Annotated in this window: 23 protein-coding genes; 9 read left to right on the top strand and 14 right to left on the bottom strand. The window is 66.4% G+C overall.

The features are described from left to right. Positions 1 to 61: 61 nt before the first annotated feature. The 3 genes from ACSFCA_RS28250 to ACSFCA_RS28240 are packed head-to-tail and all read right to left on the bottom strand — an operon-like array spanning position 62 to position 1,543. A complete protein-coding gene (locus tag ACSFCA_RS28250; RefSeq protein WP_435461866.1) occupies positions 62 to 424 on the bottom strand; it encodes a hypothetical protein in 363 nt (120 codons plus the stop codon). Continuing rightward, positions 421 to 1,026 (bottom strand): cob(I)yrinic acid a,c-diamide adenosyltransferase, encoded by a 606-nt coding sequence (locus ACSFCA_RS28245; RefSeq protein ID WP_307614838.1) that lies wholly within the window; start codon positions 1,024 to 1,026, stop codon positions 421 to 423. Before ACSFCA_RS28245 ends, ACSFCA_RS28250 begins: the two co-directional genes overlap by 4 nt. A gap of 16 nt (positions 1,027 to 1,042) precedes the next feature. Next, entirely contained in the window at positions 1,043 to 1,543 is a 501-nt protein-coding gene (locus tag ACSFCA_RS28240; RefSeq protein WP_435461867.1) for a DinB family protein, read from the bottom strand. Positions 1,544 to 1,616: 73 nt separating this feature from the next. Here ACSFCA_RS28240 and ACSFCA_RS28235 point away from each other — a divergent pair, with 73 nt between their 5' ends. Further along, positions 1,617 to 3,041: an FAD-binding oxidoreductase gene (locus tag ACSFCA_RS28235; RefSeq protein ID WP_435461868.1), complete on the top strand. Its 1,425-nt coding sequence runs from the start codon at positions 1,617 to 1,619 to the stop codon at positions 3,039 to 3,041. Between the two features lie 93 nt (positions 3,042 to 3,134). On the opposite strand, the gene ACSFCA_RS28230 is transcribed toward ACSFCA_RS28235, so the two are convergent. The 9 genes from ACSFCA_RS28230 to ACSFCA_RS28190 form a co-directional block, all read right to left on the bottom strand. Further along, the gene (locus ACSFCA_RS28230; protein ID WP_258352032.1) at positions 3,135 to 4,040 is read right to left on the bottom strand and encodes a CsgG/HfaB family protein; all 906 of its coding nucleotides are present in this window, start codon (positions 4,038 to 4,040) and stop codon (positions 3,135 to 3,137) included. 115 nt (positions 4,041 to 4,155) lie between these two features. After that, the gene (locus tag ACSFCA_RS28225) at positions 4,156 to 5,121 is read right to left on the bottom strand and encodes a ParB/RepB/Spo0J family partition protein (protein WP_258352033.1); all 966 of its coding nucleotides are present in this window, start codon (positions 5,119 to 5,121) and stop codon (positions 4,156 to 4,158) included. Further along, positions 5,121 to 5,666, bottom strand: a complete 546-nt coding sequence (locus ACSFCA_RS28220) for an RBBP9/YdeN family alpha/beta hydrolase (RefSeq protein WP_435461869.1) — start codon at positions 5,664 to 5,666, stop codon at positions 5,121 to 5,123. Before ACSFCA_RS28220 ends, ACSFCA_RS28225 begins: the two co-directional genes overlap by 1 nt. A 42-nt stretch (positions 5,667 to 5,708) precedes the next feature. Continuing rightward, positions 5,709 to 6,623 carry a ParA family protein gene (locus tag ACSFCA_RS28215; protein WP_093057108.1) on the bottom strand — a complete coding sequence of 305 codons (915 nt, stop codon included), beginning with the start codon at positions 6,621 to 6,623 and terminating at the stop codon, positions 5,709 to 5,711. A gap of 19 nt (positions 6,624 to 6,642) precedes the next feature. Continuing rightward, on the bottom strand, positions 6,643 to 7,257 hold the full coding sequence (locus ACSFCA_RS28210) for a LysE family transporter (protein WP_435461870.1): 615 nt from the start codon (positions 7,255 to 7,257) through the stop codon (positions 6,643 to 6,645). A gap of 126 nt (positions 7,258 to 7,383) precedes the next feature. Continuing rightward, a complete protein-coding gene (rsmG, locus tag ACSFCA_RS28205) occupies positions 7,384 to 8,037 on the bottom strand; it encodes a 16S rRNA (guanine(527)-N(7))-methyltransferase RsmG (protein ID WP_258352036.1) in 654 nt (217 codons plus the stop codon). Beyond that, positions 8,034 to 9,995, bottom strand: a complete 1,962-nt coding sequence (gene mnmG, locus ACSFCA_RS28200) for a tRNA uridine-5-carboxymethylaminomethyl(34) synthesis enzyme MnmG (protein WP_435461871.1) — start codon at positions 9,993 to 9,995, stop codon at positions 8,034 to 8,036. Before mnmG ends, rsmG begins: the two co-directional genes overlap by 4 nt. A gap of 175 nt (positions 9,996 to 10,170) precedes the next feature. Then, positions 10,171 to 11,058, bottom strand: coding sequence for a transglutaminase-like domain-containing protein (locus tag ACSFCA_RS28195; RefSeq protein ID WP_258352038.1), 888 nt, complete (start codon positions 11,056 to 11,058; stop codon positions 10,171 to 10,173). After that, entirely contained in the window at positions 11,058 to 11,243 is a 186-nt protein-coding gene (locus ACSFCA_RS28190; RefSeq protein WP_013538518.1) for a DUF1328 family protein, read from the bottom strand. Before ACSFCA_RS28190 ends, ACSFCA_RS28195 begins: the two co-directional genes overlap by 1 nt. A gap of 185 nt (positions 11,244 to 11,428) precedes the next feature. On the opposite strand from ACSFCA_RS28190, the gene gstA reads away from it, so the two are divergent. The 7 genes from gstA to gloA2 all read left to right on the top strand — a co-directional run bounded on the left by gstA (position 11,429) and on the right by gloA2 (position 17,742). After that, positions 11,429 to 12,037, top strand: coding sequence for a glutathione transferase GstA (gstA, locus tag ACSFCA_RS28185; RefSeq protein WP_258352039.1), 609 nt, complete (start codon positions 11,429 to 11,431; stop codon positions 12,035 to 12,037). 155 nt (positions 12,038 to 12,192) lie between these two features. Continuing rightward, positions 12,193 to 12,975, top strand: a complete 783-nt coding sequence (locus tag ACSFCA_RS28180; protein WP_435461872.1) for an enoyl-CoA hydratase/isomerase family protein — start codon at positions 12,193 to 12,195, stop codon at positions 12,973 to 12,975. Next, positions 12,972 to 14,786 carry an acyclic terpene utilization AtuA family protein gene (locus tag ACSFCA_RS28175; protein WP_435461873.1) on the top strand — a complete coding sequence of 605 codons (1,815 nt, stop codon included), beginning with the start codon at positions 12,972 to 12,974 and terminating at the stop codon, positions 14,784 to 14,786. Before ACSFCA_RS28180 ends, ACSFCA_RS28175 begins: the two co-directional genes overlap by 4 nt. 85 nt (positions 14,787 to 14,871) lie before the next feature. After that, positions 14,872 to 15,975: an alkene reductase gene (locus ACSFCA_RS28170; RefSeq protein ID WP_435461874.1), complete on the top strand. Its 1,104-nt coding sequence runs from the start codon at positions 14,872 to 14,874 to the stop codon at positions 15,973 to 15,975. 62 nt (positions 15,976 to 16,037) lie between these two features. Continuing rightward, a complete protein-coding gene (locus tag ACSFCA_RS28165; RefSeq protein WP_435461875.1) occupies positions 16,038 to 16,523 on the top strand; it encodes a RidA family protein in 486 nt (161 codons plus the stop codon). Then, positions 16,520 to 16,975, top strand: coding sequence for a GNAT family N-acetyltransferase (locus tag ACSFCA_RS28160; RefSeq protein ID WP_435461876.1), 456 nt, complete (start codon positions 16,520 to 16,522; stop codon positions 16,973 to 16,975). The genes ACSFCA_RS28165 and ACSFCA_RS28160 overlap by 4 nt, the downstream gene beginning before the upstream one ends. Next, positions 16,972 to 17,742: an SMU1112c/YaeR family gloxylase I-like metalloprotein gene (gene gloA2 / locus ACSFCA_RS28155; protein WP_435461877.1), complete on the top strand. Its 771-nt coding sequence runs from the start codon at positions 16,972 to 16,974 to the stop codon at positions 17,740 to 17,742. The genes ACSFCA_RS28160 and gloA2 overlap by 4 nt, the downstream gene beginning before the upstream one ends. Here the strand turns inward: gloA2 and ACSFCA_RS28150 are convergent. Together ACSFCA_RS28150 and ACSFCA_RS28145 are read right to left on the bottom strand one after the other, a co-directional pair. Further along, on the bottom strand, positions 17,739 to 19,145 hold the full coding sequence (locus tag ACSFCA_RS28150; protein WP_258352046.1) for a sensor histidine kinase: 1,407 nt from the start codon (positions 19,143 to 19,145) through the stop codon (positions 17,739 to 17,741). The two genes, gloA2 and ACSFCA_RS28150, sit on opposite strands and share 4 nt — an antisense overlap. 7 nt (positions 19,146 to 19,152) lie before the next feature. Then, complete coding sequence (locus ACSFCA_RS28145) at positions 19,153 to 19,842, bottom strand: response regulator transcription factor (RefSeq protein ID WP_258352047.1); 690 nt, start codon at positions 19,840 to 19,842, stop codon at positions 19,153 to 19,155. A gap of 137 nt (positions 19,843 to 19,979) precedes the next feature. On the opposite strand from ACSFCA_RS28145, the gene ACSFCA_RS28140 reads away from it, so the two are divergent. Beyond that, positions 19,980 to 20,840, top strand: coding sequence for an alpha/beta hydrolase (locus ACSFCA_RS28140; protein ID WP_258352048.1), 861 nt, complete (start codon positions 19,980 to 19,982; stop codon positions 20,838 to 20,840). Positions 20,841 to 20,876 lie beyond the last annotated feature (36 nt).

The raw sequence follows: 20,876 nt of genomic DNA, 5'->3' as shown, positions 1-20,876 counted from the left end.
GGACATTCGCGAAACAGAGCACCCCGTCGGCGTGATCGCGCCCCGAACCAACCCGTGAGGATCAGGGCGCGTTGCCTTGCGGACCGACAGGCGGCGGCGCAGCGCGACCGCTGGAGCCGGGAGACAACTTGCGTCCAAAGGCCTCGCCCACGTTGCGCACCGGTCGGCTGGCCTTCTCCGACACGTTGTTCACGCCGCGTCGCGTGGCGGCGTCTGCACGGTTGACTCCGCGGCCCGCAGCGTTGGTGCCGCGTTGCACGCTGCCCACGACCTTGCCGCTGCGGGAGGGCGACTTGATGGTGTGGGCGCGTTGTGCCTGGGGCGGGTTGTCGGCGCTCTGGGCTTGTGCACCGGCTGGCAGCCACAGCGCCGCAGCCATCGTCACTGCGAGCGACATGCGAAAGGTGTTGATCGGGAATTTCATGGGGCCTCCTTGGTGTTGGTGTCGTCTGCTTCGGCTTCTGCAGCAGCTGCGCGTGCCATGCGCTCGCTCTTCCAGTAGACGTCGTCGCCGCCGTTCATTCGGTTGAGCACGCGTGCAAGCACGAAGAGCAGGTCGCTGAGCCGGTTGAGGTACTGGCGCAAAGCGTCGTTGAGTTCGGCGGTGGCGCCGAGCGCAACCACCGCACGTTCCGCGCGCCGCGCCACCGTGCGGCACACATGCGCGAGCGAGGCTGCGCGTGTGCCGGCAGGCAGGATGAATTCGGCCAGGCGCGGCAGCGCGGCGTTGTGCTCGGCCAGCGCGTTGTCGAGCTGCAGCAGCGCATCGGCCTTCAGCAACGTGAAACCGGGCATCGACAACTCGCCGCCAAGGTTGAAGAGCTGATGCTGCACATCGACCAGCAGCTCGCGAACGGGCTCTGGCATGGGCTCGCACAGCAGCACGCCGATCTGCGAGTTGAGTTCGTCCACATCGCCCATCGCGTGCACGCGCAGGTGGTCTTTGGGCACGCGCGTGTTGTCGCCAAGGCCGGTGGTGCCGTCGTCGCCGGTGCGGGTGGCGATCTGGGAAAGTCGGTTGCCCATGGAGGCTCCTGTTCTCTTACTGATCGACGGTCGATGCGTCGATCTTGCCCGCGAGCCATTGCAGGCCTGCAAGATGCTGCTGGTCGTGGCTGCAGAGGTAGTGGATGAGACTGCGCATCGTGAGCGGGCCGTAGCCTTCGAACACTGCCGTGCGCGCGAGCTGCGCATCGCTCAGGCTGGAGATGATCTCCATGGTCTGCACACGCGCCATTCGGAATTCGGCCAGCACTTTTGCCGCATCGGCTGTGCCGTAGTCGCGCTCGATGGCCAGCGGTTCGCTGTCGATGGAGGCGAGCGTCGGGTGCGTCTCCTGCAGCGTGCGGCGAAAGCGCACGTGGTAGCCCTCGATCTCGATGTCGCGCACATGGCAAAGCTGCTCGATGGCGGTAAAGGCCTCGCTGGGCACGCCCTCCCACGAGGGCGGCGCCCAATGCCTGAAAGCCGTGGGAATGGCCGCGTAGTGGGCCTCCAGTTGCGACGGAAAGGCCGCGAGAGCGCTGAGGGTCGTGGGGTTCATGTTTTTTCCGAAGCGCATTATGGTGCTCGCTCCGTAAAATGGACGACCACCCTCACCCGCCAGGAGACTCCCGATGAACGCCCCGACCCAAACCTCGCACCTGATGCCGGAGCTTCATCTGCGCGACGTCCCGGCCAGCCTGATCGATGGGCTGAAGGCCCGCTTCGGCGCCAACTGCTCCACCGCCATGGCGGTGCGCACGCAGCACGGGCGCGACGAGTCTTCCTTCGACGCGCCCCCCCCCTCCGCCGTGGTGTTCGCCGAGAGCACGCAGGACGTGGCCGATGCGGTGAAGCTCGCGAGCGAGCACAGCGTGCCGGTCATTCCCTTCGGCGTGGGCTCATCGCTCGAAGGCCACCTGCTGGCGGTGCAGGGCGGCATCAGCATCGATGTGTCGCGCATGAACAAGGTGCTGTCGATCAATGCAGACGACCTCACGGTGACGGTGCAGCCCGGCGTCACGCGCAAGCAGCTCAACGAAGAGATCAAGAGCACGGGCCTGTTCTTCCCCATCGACCCGGGTGCCGACGCCTCCATCGGCGGCATGACGGCCACGCGCGCCAGCGGCACGAACGCGGTGCGCTACGGCACGATGCGCGAGAACGTTCTGGCGCTCGAGGTGGTCACAGCTGCCGGCGAAGTCATCCGCACCGGCACACGTGCGAAGAAGTCTTCGGCCGGCTATGACCTCACGCGCCTCATGGTGGGCAGCGAAGGCACGCTGGGCGTGGTCACCGAGGTCACGCTGCGCATCTATCCGCTGCCAGAAGCGGTGTCGGCGGCGATCTGCTCGTTCCCGAGCATCGAGGCCGCGGTGCGCACGACCATCGAGACCATCCAGCTCGGCGTACCGATCGCGCGCGTGGAGCTGATCGACGTGAACACGGTGCGCATGGTGAACGCGTACGCCAAGCTCAACCTGCGCGAAGAACCGATGTTGCTGATGGAATTCCACGGCTCGCCCGCCGGCGTGAAGGAACAGGCCGAGACGGTGCAGGAGCTCGCGAGCGGCCATGGCGGCAACGCATTCGAATGGGCCAGCACACCCGAAGAGCGCACGCGCCTGTGGACCGCGCGGCACAACAGCTACTTCGCGGCGGTGCAGTCGCGCCCGGGCTGCCGCGTGATCTCTACCGACACCTGCGTGCCGATCTCGCGCCTGGCCGATTGCCTGCTCGACTCGGTGGCCGAAGCCGACGCGAGCGGCATTCCGTACTTTCTCGTCGGCCACGTGGGCGACGGCAATTTCCACTTCGGCTATCTGCTCGACCCGAACGTTCCCGAAGAGCGCGTGAAGGCCGAAGAGCTGAACCATGCGCTGGTGAGCCGCGCGCTGGCGCTCGAAGGCACCTGCACCGGCGAGCACGGCGTGGGGCTGCACAAGATGGACTTCCTGCTCACCGAGGCAGGTGTGGGCGCGATCGACATGATGCGCACGATCAAGCGCGCGCTCGACCCGAAGAACATCATGAACCCGGGCAAGATCTTCAGCCTCTGACCCGTTCGTTCAGGCGTTCAATGAAAAAGCCCGGCGGCTCGCGAGAGCCCCGGGCTTTTTCGATTTGCTTGCGGCGGCTGCCGTGCCGTGCAATCAGTTGGTGGTGTTGCTGCGGCGGCGTGCCGGTGCCTTCTCCGCAGGCACATAGGTCTGCGACGGTGCAGCGCCGCCATCCACACCCAGACGACCGCCACCACCAAGGCCCTGGCCGCGCACCGTCTGCGCCTTGTAGTTGCGCAGCGAACGGACCATCTGGTTGAAGGCATCCATGAAGGCCGCGGCAATCACCTTGCCCTGCGCCGTGTTGGTGTAGCCACCCACGCCACCGCCACCGCTGCGACCGGCCAGCGCACCGAAGGCGCCGAAGTCGGTCTTGGAGGCGCTGCCTTCGGCGGCCGCAACCTGCACGCCGGAGCGGTTGTCGATCAGGGTCAGCAGCGCGCTGGCTTCCTTGGTCTGCATGCTGCCGCCGAGGGCTGCGAGAGCACGGCCGCGGCCACCGCCCACCAGGCCGCCGAGCGCGCCACCGACGCCGCCGGCGTCGCTGTTGCTGAAGACGATTTCGGGCGACAGGCCGTAGTCCGAAGCCACCATCTGGCCGCGGCCGAAGTTGCTGCCACCGCGCATTTCACCCGACTGCTGCAGCGCGCGTTCGCGCGTCATGGCGTTCATGCCGGCCGCGCCGCGCTCGACCACGATGAAGCAGTTCGATTGCTGCACCAGCAGGCGCAGCAGGTTGGCCGTGGGCGGCAGGCGGTATTCGCCGGTGAGGATGGTGTACCAGCCAGCGCTCTGGTTCTCGATCAGCGAGACCGTACCGAGCGGCGATTCGCAGCGCTCGAGCTGGCTGCTCGCGTTGTCGGTGGCGCCGCCTGCGGCGCTGCCGGTGGCCATGGTCTTGGCCGACTGGCTGCCCATTTGCATGTCGGTCGTGGCGCAACCGGTGAGGAGAACTGCGCCGACGGCAATGGCCGCGAGCGGGAACTTGGTGAGCTGCATGGTGGACTCCCTCCGTTTGTTCAGAGATCTGGGATTGAAAAAACCAGCGGTCGAGGATACGCGCAAAGGATTGCAGGAATCAATCAAACGAACGCCAGCCCCCGAGTTCACAACACTAGGCCGTTCGGCGGATGCGCTCGATCAATCCGTTGAGTGCTTCGATGGAGCCGAAGTGGATGGCGAGCTCGCCGCTTTCCTCGATGCGGCCGCCGCGCTTGCTGCGCTTCTTGATGCGCACCTCGACCTCGGCGGTGAGCAGGTCGGCGAGTTCTTCTTCCACGCGCTGCAGATCGCGCGACTTCTCTCCGTCGTTGCCGCGGCGCGAGGGCGTGAGCGTGAACTCGGCCGCAAGCTTCTTCACCAGTGCCTCGGCTTCGCGCACCGACATCTTCTTGGCCGCGATCTGGTTGGCCGCCGTGATCTGCGTGCCACGGTCGAGCGACAGCAGCGCGCGGGCGTGACCCATGTCGATGTCGCCGGCCATCAGCATCTGCTGTGCGGGCTCGGCCAGGTTCAGCAGGCGCAGCAGGTTGCTTGCCGCGCTGCGCGAACGGCCCACGGCCTGGGCCGCTTGTTCGTGAGTGAGCCCAAACTCGTTCACCAGGCGTTGCAGGCCTTGGGCCTCTTCCAGCGGGTTGAGGTCTTCGCGCTGGATGTTCTCGATGAGCGACATCGCCGCGGCGGCCTCGTTGGGCACGTCGCGCACCAGCACCGGCACGCTGTCGAGGCCTGCGAGCCTGGCGGCGCGAAAGCGGCGTTCGCCCGCGATGATTTCGTATTCGGCGTTCTTGGCGGCTGCCGATTCGGCGTCGAGCCGGCGCACCAGGATCGGCTGCATGATGCCCTGCGCCTTGATGCTCTCGGCCAGCTCGTAGAGCGCGCCTTCGTCCATGCGCGTGCGCGGCTGGTAGACGCCGGCGACCATCTGGTCGAGCATCAGCGTCGTCGGATTCCTCTGTGCGCCGCCCTCTTCCGAGCCCGAATTGCCGCCACTGCCGTTGTTGTCGGCGGAAGGCGCGGCCGTCGGGCCGAGCAGCGCTTCGAGGCCGCGGCCCAGGCCCTTGGGTTTCTTGGTCGCCATCAGTTCTTTTCTTTCGAGATTTCGTTCAGGAGTTTCCGGCCCTCGGGCCAGTCGCCCAGGCCAGATTCGGCATTCAGGTGGCCGCCCGGGCCGGCATCGATGAAGCGTGCGCCCCAGTCATTGGCGAGCTGCTGCGAGCGCGAGGCTTCGCAGTACGGGTCGTCGTTGGCGGCGATCAGCACCGCCGGGAACGGCAGCGGCTTGCGCACGATCGGCGCCCAGCCGGGAATCAGCTGGCGCAGGTTGTCGCTCTCGACGTCGCCGGGCGCGACCAGCAACGCGCCGCGCACCTTGTGCGTGTTGCGCGAATGCGCGGCCCACGCGGCGACGAGGATGCAGCCGAGACTGTGCGCCGCAAAAGCCACCGGGCCGGGCGAGGCCAGCACTTCGTCTTCGAGCCGGGCGGACCAGTCACCGCGCAGTGGGCGCATCCACTCGTGCTGCTCGACGCGGTGATCGCCGTACACCGACTCCCAGCGGGTTTGCCAATGGCCGGGGCCGCTGTTCTGCCAACCTGGCAGCAGCAGGATGCGCGGAGTCGTCATTTGCTACGAACTTGATAGCACCTTGCCGAGCAGCGGCAAGCGTCAGGCATTGTTTTCACTGGTGGAGTCGGATGCGGGTGCGGGCGCCATCACGTCATCGGGAATGGGCAGGTCCGGCGCGATGCGCGTGACCGGCGCAATCGGCGGCGCCACCGCGCCCGAAGCAAAGGCGCTCGCGGGCGGCATCTTGTCGACCAGCTCCTGTGCGAAGGCAATGAAAGCCTGGCTGCCGCGGGCGGCCGGGTCGAACACCACGCCCGGCAGTCCGTAGCTCGGCGCCTCGGCCAGCCGCACATTGCGCGGGATCACCGTGTCGAACACCTTGTCGCCGAAGTGGGACTTGAGCTGCTCGCTCACCTGCTGCTGCAGCGTGATGCGCGGATCGAACATCACGCGCAGCAGGCCGATGATCTGCAGGTTCTTGTTGAGGTTGGCGTGCACCTGCTTGATGGTGTTGACCAAATCGGTCAGCCCTTCGAGCGCGAAGTACTCGCACTGCATCGGCACGATCACGCCGTGGGCAGCGCACAGGCCGTTGAGGGTCAGCAGGCTCAGGCTCGGCGGGCAGTCGATCAGCACGAAGTCGTACTCGGCGCCGACCGCGGCCAGCGCGGTGCGCAGGCGCTTTTCTCGGCGGTCGAGCGCGACCATTTCGACTTCAGCACCCGCCAGTTCGCGGTTGGCGCCCAGCACGTCGTAGCCGCAACCGCCCTCCACCAGCTTGTCGGCCTTGACCCGGGCTTCGGCCACCGAGGCCGATTCGAGCAGCACGTCGTACACCGTCAGCTCCAGCTGGCGCTTGTCGATGCCCGAGCCCATGGTGGCATTGCCCTGAGGGTCGAGGTCGATCATCAGCACGCGCTGGCCGACCTTGGCCAGGCCGGCCGCGAGGTTGACGGTGGTGGTGGTCTTGCCGACGCCGCCCTTTTGGTTCGCAATGCAGAAAATCTTGGCCATGTCAGTACCGGAGGATCGATCAGCGCGAGATTGCGAGCTTGACGCCGAAGGCGATCAAAAAGGTGCCGGCAAGCTTCTCGAGCGTGGCGGAAATACGAGGATTGGCGCGGATGCGCTCGGCCAGGAAGTGCGTGAGCAGCGTCGAGGTCAGGCCGTACAGGAAGGTCAGCGCGGCAATCGTCACAGCCATCGCGCCGAAAGTGACCAGGCCTTGGTGGCGGGCCGGGTCGACGAACAGCGGGAAGAAGGCCATGTAGAACACGATCGCCTTCGGGTTCAGCAGGGTGATGGTGAATGCCTGGCGCAGGAAATGGCTGGACTTGATGTTGAGGATGGGCGCCGAGCCGGGCTTGGCCAGCAGCATCTTGAGGCCCAGCCACGCCAGGTAGGCGGCGCCCAGCCATTGCACCGCCTTGAAAGCAGCCGGGTATGCGGCCAGCACGGCCGACACGCCAGCCACCGCCGCCCACATCAGGCACTGGTCGCCAATGATCACGCCGGTCGTCGCGGCCAGTCCGCCACGAATGCCACCTTTGCTCGTCGAGGTAATCAGCGCCAGATTGCCCGGACCGGGAATCAGAAGGAACAGGACGATGGCGGCGACGAATGCGCCGTAGTCAGCGATGCCGAACATGGGATTTGCCTCGAAAAAGCGAGCCGGGAAAAGGACCAGAGGGAGGCATCGAGTCTAAGCGAGCACACCGCCGCGAAGATCGTTCAGACACCGGCTTTTACCGGTGTCTCCGCTTCTTTTGCAGATTCAGGCGCCGATTTCGGCGGCTTCTTTGCGTGCCCAGACGATGCAACGCTCGGCGTCCAGGCCGGGAACCGTAAGTTGTTCCACGTGAAACACTGCCACGGCCTTCGGCAAGGCGGCGAGTTCGTCGGCCGGCACTTTGCCCTTCATGGCGAGCCAAACGCCACCGGGTGCGAGCAGATTCATCGAGCCGTTGAAGAAATCCGGCAGCGATGCGAAGGCGCGTGAACTGATGACTTCGTAGCTGCCGACCAGCGATTCGACACGGGCGTGCAGCCCGCGAAGGTTGGGCAGCTCCAGTTCGGCTGCCACTTGCTGGACGAAAGCCGCCTTCTTGGCGACCGCGTCGAGGCAGCTCACATCGAGATCCGGCCGCATGATGGCGATCACCACACCGGGCAAGCCGCCGCCGGAACCCACGTCCAGCAGCTTGCCCTTCCCTGCCCACTCGCGCTGTAGCGGCGCGACGGCCGCCAGACTGTCGAGCAAGTGGTGCGTCAGCACGCTGGCCGGATCGCGCAACGCCGTGAGGTTGTAGACCTTGTTCCACTTGAGCATCAACGTGCCGTAGGCCAGCAGCTGTTCACCTTGAAGATCGGACAGCGCCACGCCCATGGCGGCTGCGCCCACACGCAGCGTATCGATCGGCGCCGTCATTCCGCAGACTGCGGCTCGGTGGCTGCTTCCGTGGTGGCGGCATCGCGGGCGAAGGCCTTATGGCCGCCCTTGCGCAGATGGATCATCAGTAGGGAGATGGCGGCAGGCGTCACACCGGAGATGCGCGAGGCCAGGCCCAGCGTTTCCGGCCGATGCTTGTCCAGCTTCTGCCGCACCTCGAAGCTCAGCGCCTTGACCTGGCCGTAGTCGAAATCAGCCGGCAGCTTCAGGTTCTCGAAGTGTGCGGCCCGCTCCACCTCGTCGTGCTGGCGCTCGATGTAGCCGGAGTACTTGGCCGAAATCTCGATCTGCTCGATCTCGGTTTCGCTCAGCGCCGTCTGGGCGCCGTACTTGCCGCCGTCCAGCGACATCAGCGTTTCGTAGTTCACGTCGGGCCGGCGCAGCAGGTCGGCCAGGTTGTATTCATGGTCGATGGCCTTGCCCAGCACCCGCTCTGACTCGGCAGCCGGCAGGTTGCGGGGGTTCACCCAGATCGACTTGAGCCGCTCTGTTTCACGTGAAACAGCGTCGCGCTTGCGGCTGAAAGCATCCCAGCGCGCATCGTCTACCAAGCCCAGCTTCCGCCCTGCTTCGGTCAGGCGCATGTCGGCGTTGTCCTCGCGCAGCTGCAGGCGGAACTCCGCGCGGCTGGTGAACATGCGGTACGGCTCGGTCACGCCCTTTGTGATCAGGTCGTCGACCAGCACGCCGAGGTACGCCTCGTCGCGGCGCGGCAGCCAGGCATCCTCACCACGGCATTGCAGTGCAGCGTTGATGCCGGCGAACAAACCTTGGGCCGCGGCTTCTTCATAGCCGGTCGTGCCGTTGATCTGCCCGGCAAAGAACAGGCCCTTGACCGAGCGGGTCTCGAAGCTGCTCTTGAGCTCGCGCGGATCGAAGTAGTCGTACTCGATGGCGTAGCCCGGCCGCAGGATGTGCGCGTTCTCCAGCCCCGGCATCGAGCGCACCAGCTGGTACTGGATGTCGAACGGCAGGCTGGTCGAGATCCCGTTCGGGTAGTACTCGTTGGTCGTCAGACCTTCAGGCTCGAGAAAGATCTGGTGGCTCTCCTTGTCGGCAAAGCGGTTGATCTTGTCTTCCACGCTCGGGCAGTAGCGCGGACCCACGCCGTCGATCTTGCCGGTGAACATCGGGCTGCGGTCGAAACCCGAGCGGATGATCTCGTGCGTGCGCGCATTGGTGTGGGTGATCCAGCAAGGCATCTGCTGCGGATGCATGTCCGCACGGCCCATGAAGCTGAACACCGGCATCGGCCCTGCCCCACCGGGCATGCCGTCGCCGGGTTGTTCGGTGCACTTCGAAAAATCGATGCTGCGGCCGTCGAGCCGTGGCGGCGTGCCGGTCTTGAGCCGGCCTTGCGGCAGCTTCAGTTCCTTGAGCCGCGCCGACAGGCTGATTGCCGGCGGATCACCCGCGCGTCCAGCCTGGTAGTTGTCGAGGCCGACGTGGATACGGCCATCGAGAAAAGTACCCGCCGTCAGCACCACGGTGCGCGCACGGAATGCAATGCCCACTTGAGTGACGGCGCCGACCACGCGGTCGCCCTCCACCATCAGGTCGTCGACGGCTTGCTGGAACAGGCTCAGATTCGGCTGGTTCTCCAGCCGATGGCGGATGGCCGCCTTGTACAGAACCCGATCGGCCTGCGCGCGAGTGGCGCGCACGGCCGGGCCCTTGCTCGAATTGAGAATGCGGAACTGGATGCCGGCCTCGTCCGTGGCAATCGCCATCGCACCGCCGAGCGCATCGACCTCCTTCACCAGGTGGCCCTTGCCGATACCGCCGATCGACGGGTTGCAGCTCATCTGCCCCAGCGTCTCGATGTTGTGGGAGAGCAGCAGCGTCTTGGCGCCCATGCGCGCAGAGGCGAGCGCGGCTTCGGTGCCGGCATGGCCACCGCCGACGACGATCACGTCGAATTCTTCGGGGTACAGCATTTGAAATGGGGAGCGCACAACTGACGCGTGCGCGGCGCAAAAGGGGCACCGATTTTAATCGTCCAGGCCGATCTGCGCCCTTTTTGTGGACAAGCTAGAGGGTCATGCCAAATTACCCGCCAAAGCCCGCGGAATCTCGATAGTTTGCTATATATTTCATAGCGAACTATTCGCATCAGCCCGTCGCTTCGGCCACTTGCACCACCGGCACGGGCTTCTCGATGCCGACCAGCGCGCCAGTCGGTGGCGGCGCCTTCGACGGTGTCAGGCTTTCATCCTGCACTTCGCGAACAACGAGCTTCTTGTCCGTCATGCGCACGTTGCCGAAGATTGTGCAGAAGGCCACGTCCTTCGCGTCGCGCCCCGTGCCCACGCGCACCACCCGGTCGACCGGCGCCATGCGCGTCGGATCGAACAGCACCCACTGCCCGCCGAGCCAGGCTTCGAACACGGCGTGGAAATCCTGCGGCGGTTCGTCGAACCACACATAGCCCACCACCAGCCGCGCCGGAATGTTGAGCGCGCGGCAGAAGGTGATGCCCAGATGCGCGAAGTCGCGGCACACGCCCGCACGTTCCACGAAGACTTCGCGGGCCGTCGTGGTCGAGTTGCTGCTGCCTGGCTCGTAGGCGATGCTGTCGTGGATCCAGTCGACGATGGCCTGCACGCGGCCGATGCCCGGCGGCAAGTCGCCGAAGAGCTGCTGCGCGCAGCGCGACATCAGGTCCGACTCGCAGTAGCGCGTCGGCATCATGTAGTGCAGCACCTCGTCGGGCACTTCGCTGACCGGCACCTCTCGCAGGTCGGTCGGCACCACCACATGCGCGCGCTGCACGCTGGCCTTGTAGCGAATCTTCAGCGGCCCGGGCTTCGCGTCGAAACGGATGAAGCGGTTGCCACTCCCCTCGTCGCAGAACACCTGCATCTCGGTCGGCGGCTCGATCGTCAGCTCCTCGCTGACGACGGCCTGCGCACCCGAGCGCGCCGCCTCGATGTTGAGCAGCATGTGGGCCGGCGCGACGACCTCGTAGTCGAGCTGCGCATCGACGTGGGAGATGTGCATCAGTCGAGCGCCTTCTTCACCGCGCCAACACCGAGCGCGGCCAGCACCACGAACAGCACAGCCAGCACCAGGAAAAGGCCGAACAGCAGCTTGGCAATACCGGCAGCACCGGCCGCCACGCCGCCAAAGCCGAGCAGGCCGGCCACGAGAGAAATGACCGCAAAAATGATCGCGTACTTCAACATCGGATACTCCTTGCAGCAGGCCCTGCCCACCGTGCGACGCAGCTTAGGAAGCGACCGCCCCGCGCCCGATAGTCGCCTCGCGCGTGCGACCGTAGGACAAAAACGCGAGGCAGCCAAACCCGCTAGCATCCGCTGCGGTCTCCCACAACAATCAATCAACCTCGTCATCCATTGGAGTTTTTCGAATGAAGCTGTATTACTCGCCCGGCGCCTGTTCGCTCTCGCCCCACATCGCGCTGCACGAAGCAGGCATTGCCGTCGAACCCGTGCTGGCCAGTACCAAGAGCCACAAGCTGCAGGACGGCACCGACTACTACGGCATCAACCCGCTGGGCTACGTGCCGATGCTCGAGCTCGACGACGGCACCCGCCTGCGCGAAGGCCCGGCCATCCTGCAGTACATCGCCGACCTCGCACCCACCAAGAACCTCGCGCCCGCAGCCGGCACCCTGCAGCGCTACCGCCTGCAGGAGTGGCTGACCTTCATCGGCACCGAAGTGCACAAGGGCTTCAGCCCGCTGTTCAACCCGAACATGCCCGAAGAAGCCAAGACCATCTTCAAGGACAAGCTCAAGTCGCGCTTCCAGTGGCTCGACGGCGAGCTGGCCAACAAGCAATACCTGATGGGCGACCACTTCAGCGTGGCCGACGGCTACCTGTTCACCGTCACCAACTGGACCAAGCCCACGGGCGTGGACATTTCCGACTTCCCCAACCTGCAGGCCTGGCACGCACGCGTTGGCGCCCGCCCCGCCGTGCAGGACGCAATGAAGGCTGAAGGCCTGCTGAAGTAAGCCGAAGCACGCGAAAGCGTGCAGAAGCATTGAAGCGGCCGGATGCCCTCTAGGGGAAAACCCGGACCGCTTCAGCCACAAGCCGCACGATGCGGCTTTTTTTTCGGGTCAGGCTACGGGCAGAACTTCAGCCGACCGAAGAAGGAACCCGCGCCATGCCCGAAACCCCTCCCCCCGTCGAACTGCGCGAAGAGATGCGCGGGCCCGTCATGTGGCTCACCATCGACCGCGAAGAGCGCCGCAACGCCATCAACGGCGCAGTGCTCGCGGGCCTGAGCGACGCACTGGCCCGTGCCAACAGCGACACCGCCGTGCGCGCCGTGGTCATCACTGGTGCCGGCACGCGCGCCTTCTGCGCCGGCGCCGACCTGCAGAGCGGCACCTCCTTCAAGTTCGACTACGCCGCGCCCTACCAGGGCTTCGCCAACCTGTTCCGCCAGGCCCGGCAATCGACCGTGCCGCTGATCGCGCGCGTCAACGGCGCATGCATGGCCGGCGGCATGGGGATCATGGCGATGTGCGACATGGCCGTGGCCAGCAGCCAGGCCGTGTTCGGCCTGCCCGAGGTAAAGGTCGGCCTCTTTCCCGCGCAGGTGCTCAGCGTGCTCGGCGGCCTGCTGCCACGCCGCGTGCTGGCCGAGATGTGCATCACCGGTGAACCCATCACCGCCGCGCAGGCGCTCGAACTGAATCTCGTCAACCGCGTGAGCGACGACGTCGACGAAAGCGTCGCCTGGCTGCTCGGCCGCATGCTCGACAAGTCGCCCGCCGCCATCCGCCGCGGCCTCTACACAATGAAGAAGATCGAGGCGATGGCCTTCGAGGAATCGATGGCCTTCACCGAAAGCCAGATCGGCCTGTTCGCACTCACCGAAGACGCCGCCGAAGGACAACTCGCCTTCCGCGAGAAGCGCAAGCCGCAATGGATTGGCCGATGAACAGCAGCAACAACAACGAACGCATCGTCCGCATCGGCGGCGCATCGGGCTTCTGGGGCGACAGCAGCGTGGGCGCACCGCAGCTCGTGGGCAGCGGGCAGATCGACTACCTCGTGTTCGACTACCTCGCCGAGCTCACCATGTCGATCCTCGCCGGCGCACGGCTCAAGAAGCCCGAGCTGGGCTACGCGACCGATTTCGTGTCGGTGGCGATGAAAGCCGTGCTGACGGACGTCGTGAAACAAGGCATCCGCGTGGTGAGCAACGCAGGCGGCGTCAACCCGCAAGGCTGCGCCGACGCACTCGCCGCGCTGGCCGCCGAGCAGGGCATCGCATTGAAGATCGCCGTGGTGAGCGGCGACGACGTGTCCCCGCTGCTGCCGCAACTACGCCAGGCGCAACCACCCGTGCGCGAACTGCAAAGCGGCGCCCCGCTGCCCGAACGCGTGCTCACCGCCAATGCGTATCTCGGCGCACGGCCGATACAGGCCGCGCTCGATGCGGGTGCGCAGGTCGTCATCACCGGCCGCTGTGTCGACTCCGCCGTCACGCTCGGCGTGCTCATGCACGAATTCAAGTGGCAGCCGGGCGACTACGACCTGCTGGCCGCCGGCAGCCTCGCGGGCCACATCATCGAATGTGGCTGCCAGGCCACCGGCGGCCTGCACACCGACTGGGACACCGTGCCCGATTGGCCGAACATCGGCTACCCCATCGTCGAGTGCAGCGCCGATGGCAGCTTCGTCGTCACCAAGCCCGCGGGCACCGGCGGCAAGCTCACGCCTGCCGTGGTGGGCGAGCAGATGCTCTACGAGATCGGCGACCCCGCGGCCTACCTGCTGCCCGACGTGGTGGCCGACTTCACGCAAGTGCGCATCGAGCAGGCCGGCGAGCACCGCGTGCGGGTGCATGGCGCACGCGGCCATGGGCCAACGGCGAGCTACAAGGTCAGCGCCACGTATGTCGACGGCTTCAAGACGGCGGCGCAGCTCACCATCGTGGGCTTCGATGCGGTGGCCAAGGCTAAGCGCACGGGCGAGGCGATCCTCGCGCGCACGGGAGCGCTGTTCTCGCAATACGGCTTCGGGCCGTACAGCGGCACGCAGCTCGAAGTGCTGGGCGCAGAGTCGTGCTACGGCCCGCATGCGCAGGCATTGCAGACGCGCGAAGCGGTGCTGCGGCTCGCGGTGACGCATCCGCGCAAGGAAGCGCTGGAGCTGTTCGCACGCGAGGTCGCACCGGCGGGCACGTCGTGGGCGCCCGGCACCACGGGTGCGGGTGGTGGGCGCGCTTCGGTGTCGCCGTCGATCCGGCAGTACGCGTTCCTGCTCGACAAGTCGAAGGTCGAGGCCACGGTGGCCATCGATGGAGAACGCGTCGATGTTCCGCGCAGCGAGGTTTCCGCATCAGCTCCCATTCCATCGCCTGCCAGAGCCCCGGAAACGCATGAAGCACCCGTCGCCCTCGACGTCATCGAGGTGCCTCTCATACGCCTGGCCTGGGCCCGCAGCGGCGACAAGGGCGACACCTCGAATATCGGCATCATCGCGCGCCACCCTGCCCTGCTGCCGCTGCTGCGCGAACAGCTCACCGAAGCGCGCGTGGCCGAATGGCTCGCGCACCTCGTCAAAGGCCGCGTCACGCGCTACGAGGTGCCGGGCATCGACGCCTTCAACTTCGTCTGCGAGCAAGCGCTGGGCGGCGGCGGCATGGCCTCGCTGCGCAACGACCCCCTTGGCAAGGGCATGGGGCAGATCCTGCTGGCCATGCCCCTGCGCGTGAGCCCGGCGCTGCTGGCGTTGCTTGCCTAGCACCAATCGGGACAACCGTGCGACAGCAGGGTTGAGGCCGGGCGCTTAGCCTTGCGCCTCTTTCAACTTTGCTTTCGATCGCACGATGTCCACCCTTTTCGACCCCGTACAGGCCGGCGACCTGAAGCTCGCCAACCGCATCGTGATGGCGCCGCTCACGCGCAACCGCTCGCCGAACGCGGTCCCGCCCGACATCGCCGCCACCTACTACGCCCAGCGCGCCAGTGCCGGCCTGCTCATCACCGAGGCCACCGCCATCAGCCACCAGGGCCAGGGCTATGCCGACGTGCCCGGCCTCTACGGCACCGAGCAGCTCGACGCCTGGAAGCGCGTGACCGACGCCGTGCACGCCGAGGGCGGCAAGATCGTCGTGCAGCTGTGGCACGTGGGCCGCGTCTCGCACACCGAACTGCAACCCGGTGGCGGCAAGCCCGTCGCCCCCTCGGCCATCACCGCCAAGACCAAGACCGTGCTCATCAAGGACGGCGTGCCGACCTTCGTCGAAACCTCCGAGCCGCGCGCGCTCGACGCTGGTGAACTGCCCGGCATCGTGCACGCCTACGCGGTGGCCGCCCGCAGCGCTGTCGAAACCGCAGGCTTCGACGGCGTGGAACTGCACGGCGCCAACGGCTACCTGCTCGACCAGTTCCTCAAGGACGGCAGCAACAAGCGCACCGACGACTACGGCGGCAGCATCGAGAACCGCGCCCGCCTGCTGCTCGAATCCGCGCGCGCCGTGGTCGATGCCGTCGGCGGCGGCAAGACCGGCATCCGCCTGTCACCCGTGACGCCGGCCAACGACGTGCACGACAGCAACCCGCAGCCGCTGTTCACCTACGTGGTGAAGCAGCTCGCCACGCTCAACCTCGCCTACATCCACATCATCGAAGGCGCCACCGGTGGCCCGCGCGAGATCGAAGACCGGCCCTTCGACTACGAAGCGCTGAAGGCCGCCTACCGCGAAGCCGGCGGCAAGGGTGCATGGATGGTCAACAATGGCTACGACCGCCCGCTGGCCGAAGAAGCGCTGAAGGAAGGCGACGACCTCGTGGCCTTCGGCAAGCCCTTCATCTCGAACCCCGACCTCGTGCGCCGCCTGCGCGAGAACGCACCGCTCAACGAGCTCGACAAGGCCACCATGTACGGCGGCGGCGCGAAGGGCTACACGGACTACCCTGCACTGGCGTAATCCGGAAAAGGCCATGGCAAGATGCGGCGGACGCTTTGTGTCCGCCCCAGGAGAGAAATGCCATGGCCCGCATCGAGCAACGACTGGCCGCGCTCGGCCTCGTTCTTCCACCGACAGTGACGCCGCCACCCGGCGTCGTGCTGCCCTTCCAGTTCGTGCGCATCGTCAGCCGCCGCGCATTGATCTCGGGCCACGGCCCGCTCAATGCCGACGGCACCATCGCCGCGCCGCTCGGCAAGCTGGACCGCGAGGTAACCATCGAGCAAGGCTATGCAGCGGCTCGCCTTACGGCACTGGCCATGCTCGGCAGCCTGCAGCGCGCGCTCGGCGATCTCGACCGCATCACCGCCTGGACGCGCGTGTTCGGCATGGTCGCTTCGGCGCCCGGCTTCGACAAACAGCCGGCCGTCATCAACGGCTTCTCGGACCTGATCCTCGAACTCTTCGGACCCGACATCGGCGCGCATTCGCGCAGCGCCGTGGGCATGGCAGAGTTGCCGTTCAACATCCCGGTCGAAATCGAAGGCGAAGTGGAATTCGACGCATGACGACGTGGACCATCAGGCGCGCCACCGACAGTGACGCAACATCCGTCGCCACCTGTGCCGTCGAGGCCTTCCGCCACTACATTCCGCGCCTGGGCCTCACGCCGATTCCGATGACCAAAGACTACAGCGCGGCCATCGCCAATGCGCAGGTCTGGGTCGCCGCGCAGCATGGCGAAACCATCGCCGCACTGGTGCTCGACGTCACCGACGAAGGCTTCCTGATCGATGTGATCGCGGTGCTGCCGCAGCACCAGGGCACCGGCGTGGGTCGCGCACTGCTCGAACTCGCCGAGCAGGAAGCACTGCGACAAGGCCACGACTCGATCTACCTCTTCACCAACGAGAAGATGACCGAGAACCGCGCTCTCTACGAACGCATCGGCTACGTCGAATACAAGCGCCTCGCCTTCGCGGAACGCACCCGCATCTTCCTGCGCAAGCCATTGAAGTGAGCACCGCCATGCAGCTGGCCCGCATCCATCACGTCGCGATCATCTGCGCCGACTACACAGTGTCGAAGCGCTTCTACACCGAGGTGATCGGCCTGCGCGTGATCGCCGAAAACTACCGTGCCGCACGTGATTCGTACAAGCTTGACCTGGCACTGCCAGACGGCTCGCAGATCGAACTCTTCTCCTTTCCCGACGCACCCCCACGTCTCACGCGGCCCGAGGCCCAAGGACTGCGGCACCTGTCTTTCGAGGTGCCCGACGTGCAGGCCGCGGCCGACGAACTCGCAGCACAAGGCATTGCCGTCGAGCCGCTGCGCACCGACGAATTCACGGGCCGGCGCTTCACCTTCTTCGCCGATCCCGACGGCCTTCCGCTCGAACTCTACGAGGCCGTGCCCGACGACGATCTCGATGCGCTGCTGCTCAAGCTCGAAGGCGCATTGCATCTTCGCGAGGTGCGCACAAACGCCGCACGACTCGAAGAACTGCTCGACGACGACTTCCATGAACTGGGCGTCTCGGGCACGGTGTGGACGCGGGCCGCCATCATCGAAGCGCTGCGCGATGAGGCGTTTTCGCAGCGGACGATGTCGGACTTTCGCGTGCTGCGCATGGCACCCGATGTGGCGCTGGTCACCTATCGCGCGCACCGCGAAGCCATTGCGCAGCGCCCCGCCGCGGACTCGCTGCGCAGCTCGCTGTGGCAACGCCGCGCCGGCCGCTGGCGCATGGCCTTTCACCAGGGCACGCCGCTCCAAACGCTCTAGATTGCCTCGCCGAACGCCACGCTGACACGCAGGCCGGTGGGCTCGGCCGCTTCGAGCCGCAGTTCGGCACCCAGCAACTCCGCATAGCGCGACACGATCGACAGCCCCAGCCCCGAGCCCTGCCCCAGCTTCTCACCTGCGGGCCCTTGCGCCCAGCGCTGCATCAGGGCGCGTTGCGCTTCGAGCGGAATGCCGGGCCCGTCGTCGATCACGCTCAGCGTGCGGCCCGCGAGCTCGACGGTGATGGTGCGCCCGCCATAGCGCAGCGCGTTGTCGATCAGGTTGTCGAGGATGCCTTCTACCAGCGCCTCGTTGGCATGCACGACCACGCCGTCGTCGAGGCCGCGCGCACCGAGGTCTACACCGCGCGCATCGGCACGCGCGAGGTGCCGCAACACCGTCTGCTCGGCCAGCACGTCGAGCCGCACAGGCACGCGCTTGAGCTCGGTGCGCGCTTCCTCGGCCAGTGCCAATGCCAGCAGCTGGTCGATCAGGTGGCTTGCGCGCGCCTGTCGCTCCGACACGCGCTCGAGCTGCTCGCGCCACACCGTCGTGTCCTGCTGTGCAAGGCCGTATTCGGCCAGCGCACGAATGCCCGCCAGCGGCGTGCGCAGCTCGTGCGCCACGTTGCCCACGAACTCGCGCTGCGCCTGCACGCTGTTGCCCAGCCGCTCGAACAGTGAATTGACCGCATTGCCCAGGCGCTGAAGCTCACGCGAAGTCTGCGCCACCGCCACCGGCGACAGGTCGCGCACGTCACGCCTGTCGAGCGCACGCTGAAGGTCGGCGAGCGGGCGCAGATCGCTGCGAATGCCGTACCAGAGCCAGACCGCCAGCAGGATCAGCAGCACGATCTGCGGCGCCAGCGCATAGCCCAGCAACTGCCGCACCAGCGCGGTCCGGCTCAGCGTGGTCTGCGCAATGATCACGCGGTAGGGCATGCTGATGTCGGGCTCGGCGTCATGCTCGAGCACCACCGCGCGCAGCGTGCCGCCTTCGTAGCGGATGTCGGAAAAGCGGTAGCGCGAACCATCCACCGGCAGCGGCGCCTGCAGGCCCGATTGCCCCGAGATCAGCGAGCCGTCGAGCCGCTGCACCGCGAAGTACACCTTGTCGACCTGGTCGAAGAGCACGGTGGCCACTTCGCGCGGCGTCAGCAGCAGCTCGATGCCGCGCTCACCTGCCTGTACGTTGGCCGACAGCGCATAGGCATCGTCGAGCATGCCGCGGTCGAAGGCCTGCTCGGAGAAGTAGTTGGCAATGACCAGTGCAATGACTGCGCCGACCATCCACGTGAGCGCCAGCGGCACCAGCACGTTGCGCAGCACGCGCCGTGTGAGCGACGGCGCGCGCACGACGGCCGCGGGTTGCGTTTCAGTCGGCTGTTGCTGCGGCTCGGTCACGCGCGGATCACACCTCGGCTTCGAGCAGGTAGCCGATGCCGCGCAGCGTGCGGATGCTCGCGCCCGTGCCCTGCAGCTTCTTGCGCAGGCGGGAGATGAAGGCCTCGAGCGCGTTGTCGCCGAGCGATTCGTCGAAGCTCGACAGCTTGTCGGACAGCGCACGCTTGCTCACGGTGCGGCCCGGCGGACTCATGAGCTCCCACAGCACTTCGAACTCGCGCGCCGGCAGGTCGAGCGGACCGCCCGCGGTCGAGAAGCGGCGTGCCTTGCGGTCGAGCTTCAGCTGGCCCAGCAGCACGATATCTTCGGTGCCCTTGGCGCGGCGAACCAGTGCACGCAGGCGCGCTTCGACTTCGGCCAGGTCGAAGGGCTTGCCGAGGTAGTCGTCGGCGCCCGCATCGAGGCCGGCAATGCGCTCTTCGGTGCGACCGCGTGCTGTGAGCACCAGCACAGGAGTGCGGTCGCCGCGCGCACGCGCCTGCCGCAGCGCGGTGAGGCCACTCGCGAGGCCACTGGTGGGGCTCGCGGTGGCTGGCAGGTTGAGGTCGAGCAGCACGGCATCGAAGGGCTGCACGCGCCACAGGTGATCGGCATCTTCGACGTTGGTCGACACGTCGACGCGATGGCCGGCATCCGCGAGGCTGCGCACCATCACATCGCGCAGAACGGCGTCATCTTCGACAAGCAGAATTCGCATGGTTATTGAGTGGTTGGGGGTGATCTGCCTTGCGAACGACGGGTCAGCGGCCGGTCAGTCGCTCCAAGCGATAAACGCAACATGAGCATACGACAGCAAGATGAAATACGGGCCATTTTCATGGCCGACGCCACACGATGAGCGCGCGTGAACCCTCCGATCTTTTGAGCCTGGTGCCTCCGGAGGTGCAACGCACCGCCGTGGTCCTGCTGCATGGTTTATGCAGCACGCCTGACGAGTTGCTGACCGTGCAGTCCGCCCTGCGCAGCCGCGGCTACTCGGTGCACCCGCTGTCGATCGAGGGTTATTCGTTCGATGCCAATGCGCCGCTGCAGCGCGCGGCGCCGTACGAACGCTGGCTCGACGAGATCCAGGCGCAGGTGAAGGCGCTGCGCCAGCAGCACGACCGCGTGATGCTGGTCGGCATTTCCGCCGGTTCTTCGCTGGCCCTTGGCGCAGCCATCCGCTGCGGCAGCGAAGTCGATGCGCTGGTGCTCATGTCGACCACGCTGCGCTTCGACGGCTGGGCCATTCCGCGCACGCAGTTCCTGCTGCCGCTGGCCTTCTACACGCCGCTCGGCCGGCTCTGGCAATACCGCGAACGCCCACCCTACGGCGTGAAGAACGAACGCGTACGCGCCTGGATCGAGCGCGAGCTGCGCCACCGCAAGGTCTCGCGCGCCGGCAGCTCCGTCATCGGCGTGGGCCACCTGCGCGAGCACGACCGGCTCATCCGCCACGTGCGCCGCAACCTCAACAGCGTGCGATGCGACAACGTGCTCGCACTGCACGCCCAGCAGGACGAAGTGGCCAGCGTGGCCAACCTCGGCATCCTCGCGCGCGGCCTGCGCTGCCGCGCCTTCCGCACTGTGGTGGTCGCCAACAGCTACCACATGATCACAATCGACAACGATCGTCAACAGGTTGTGCGCGAAACAGTGTCGTTCGTCGATGCAGTGGCGCATGGCACGATGCCCGAGCATCCGCTGTACGCCTGACACCTTCGACAACGTTCGATCACGCCCGAAAGGAAA

Source organism: Variovorax multivorans, from assembly GCF_051216835.1.
Taxonomy (GTDB): domain Bacteria; phylum Pseudomonadota; class Gammaproteobacteria; order Burkholderiales; family Burkholderiaceae_C; genus Variovorax.
This window is presented reverse-complemented; position numbering and strand designations above follow the sequence as displayed.

Coding starts and splice junctions, on each gene's coding strand:
- ACSFCA_RS28250 (WP_435461866.1), bottom strand. CDS start 424: ATGAAATTCCCGATCAACACCTTTCGCATGTCGCTCGCAGTGACGATG.
- ACSFCA_RS28245 (WP_307614838.1), bottom strand. CDS start 1,026: ATGGGCAACCGACTTTCCCAGATCGCCACCCGCACCGGCGACGACGGC.
- ACSFCA_RS28240 (WP_435461867.1), bottom strand. CDS start 1,543: ATGAACCCCACGACCCTCAGCGCTCTCGCGGCCTTTCCGTCGCAACTG.
- ACSFCA_RS28235 (WP_435461868.1), top strand. CDS start 1,617: ATGAACGCCCCGACCCAAACCTCGCACCTGATGCCGGAGCTTCATCTG.
- ACSFCA_RS28230 (WP_258352032.1), bottom strand. CDS start 4,040: ATGCAGCTCACCAAGTTCCCGCTCGCGGCCATTGCCGTCGGCGCAGTT.
- ACSFCA_RS28225 (WP_258352033.1), bottom strand. CDS start 5,121: ATGGCGACCAAGAAACCCAAGGGCCTGGGCCGCGGCCTCGAAGCGCTG.
- ACSFCA_RS28220 (WP_435461869.1), bottom strand. CDS start 5,666: ATGACGACTCCGCGCATCCTGCTGCTGCCAGGTTGGCAGAACAGCGGC.
- ACSFCA_RS28215 (WP_093057108.1), bottom strand. CDS start 6,623: ATGGCCAAGATTTTCTGCATTGCGAACCAAAAGGGCGGCGTCGGCAAG.
- ACSFCA_RS28210 (WP_435461870.1), bottom strand. CDS start 7,257: ATGTTCGGCATCGCTGACTACGGCGCATTCGTCGCCGCCATCGTCCTG.
- rsmG (WP_258352036.1), bottom strand. CDS start 8,037: ATGACGGCGCCGATCGATACGCTGCGTGTGGGCGCAGCCGCCATGGGC.
- mnmG (WP_435461871.1), bottom strand. CDS start 9,995: ATGCTGTACCCCGAAGAATTCGACGTGATCGTCGTCGGCGGTGGCCAT.
- ACSFCA_RS28195 (WP_258352038.1), bottom strand. CDS start 11,058: ATGCACATCTCCCACGTCGATGCGCAGCTCGACTACGAGGTCGTCGCG.
- ACSFCA_RS28190 (WP_013538518.1), bottom strand. CDS start 11,243: ATGTTGAAGTACGCGATCATTTTTGCGGTCATTTCTCTCGTGGCCGGC.
- gstA (WP_258352039.1), top strand. CDS start 11,429: ATGAAGCTGTATTACTCGCCCGGCGCCTGTTCGCTCTCGCCCCACATC.
- ACSFCA_RS28180 (WP_435461872.1), top strand. CDS start 12,193: ATGCCCGAAACCCCTCCCCCCGTCGAACTGCGCGAAGAGATGCGCGGG.
- ACSFCA_RS28175 (WP_435461873.1), top strand. CDS start 12,972: ATGAACAGCAGCAACAACAACGAACGCATCGTCCGCATCGGCGGCGCA.
- ACSFCA_RS28170 (WP_435461874.1), top strand. CDS start 14,872: ATGTCCACCCTTTTCGACCCCGTACAGGCCGGCGACCTGAAGCTCGCC.
- ACSFCA_RS28165 (WP_435461875.1), top strand. CDS start 16,038: ATGGCCCGCATCGAGCAACGACTGGCCGCGCTCGGCCTCGTTCTTCCA.
- ACSFCA_RS28160 (WP_435461876.1), top strand. CDS start 16,520: ATGACGACGTGGACCATCAGGCGCGCCACCGACAGTGACGCAACATCC.
- ACSFCA_RS28145 (WP_258352047.1), bottom strand. CDS start 19,842: ATGCGAATTCTGCTTGTCGAAGATGACGCCGTTCTGCGCGATGTGATG.
- ACSFCA_RS28140 (WP_258352048.1), top strand. CDS start 19,980: ATGAGCGCGCGTGAACCCTCCGATCTTTTGAGCCTGGTGCCTCCGGAG.